A 755-nucleotide genomic window follows, 5' to 3' on the forward strand; every position below is an offset into this window, starting at 1 on the left:
GCCTTAAATAGGGTGGACTTACCAATGCCGTTCGACCCGGAAATCAAGCCGATTTGCTGACTGGGTACGGTGAATGTCGTGCCTGTTAGCAATGTTCGTTCACCAACGCTGACGTGTAATTGGCGCCAACCCAAGTCACCAGCCGGGTTAGGGTGCCCAGTGAAAGGGACAACTGGCGCCAAGTTTGTGAGGCGTGTTAATGACGCCGACTGCAGTGTGCCGGTTGTGGCCTCCAAGACGTAGAGATTATCAACAAGCTCGGCGTAACCCGATAAATCGTGGTCTGAAATCACAATTGTCTTACCTTGCGTTTGCTGGAGCGCTTGTAAGTCATGGAGTAACGTCTGCCGAGCTTGTGGGTCAACATTTGCAAACGGCTCATCGAGTAGAATGATGTCACTATCCATGGCCAAAATGGTGGCTAAGGCAACGCGCTGCTTTTCGCCACCGGATAGGGTCATCAAATCTTGCTCAGCAAAGGCTGTCAAATTTAAGCGGGTCATCACATCGGCCACCCGGTCTTGAATTTGTTCAGCTGGTAATTGGATGTTTTCAAGTGCAAAAGCAATTTGTTCAGGAGCGGTCCGCATCGCGAATTGGCGATCCGGATTTTGAAATAGCATGGCCACTCGTTTGGCACGTTCAAAAGGTGCCACGGGTTGAATGTCTTGTCCGTCTAACAAAATTTGGCCACCGGTGACAATACCACCAAATTTAGGCATCAGGCCCGCCATCGCTTTTAACAACGTTGACTT

General features: G+C 50.2%; 1 protein-coding gene. It reads right to left on the minus strand.

The features are described 5' to 3' along the window. On the minus strand, positions 1-722 hold a 722-nt coding region (locus WEIDD23_RS12070; protein WP_242865528.1), incomplete at its 3' end, for an ABC transporter ATP-binding protein. Positions 723-755 lie beyond the last annotated feature (33 nt).

Source organism: Weissella sp. DD23 (assembly GCF_001579105.1).
GTDB classification, from domain to species: domain Bacteria; phylum Bacillota; class Bacilli; order Lactobacillales; family Lactobacillaceae; genus Weissella; species Weissella cibaria.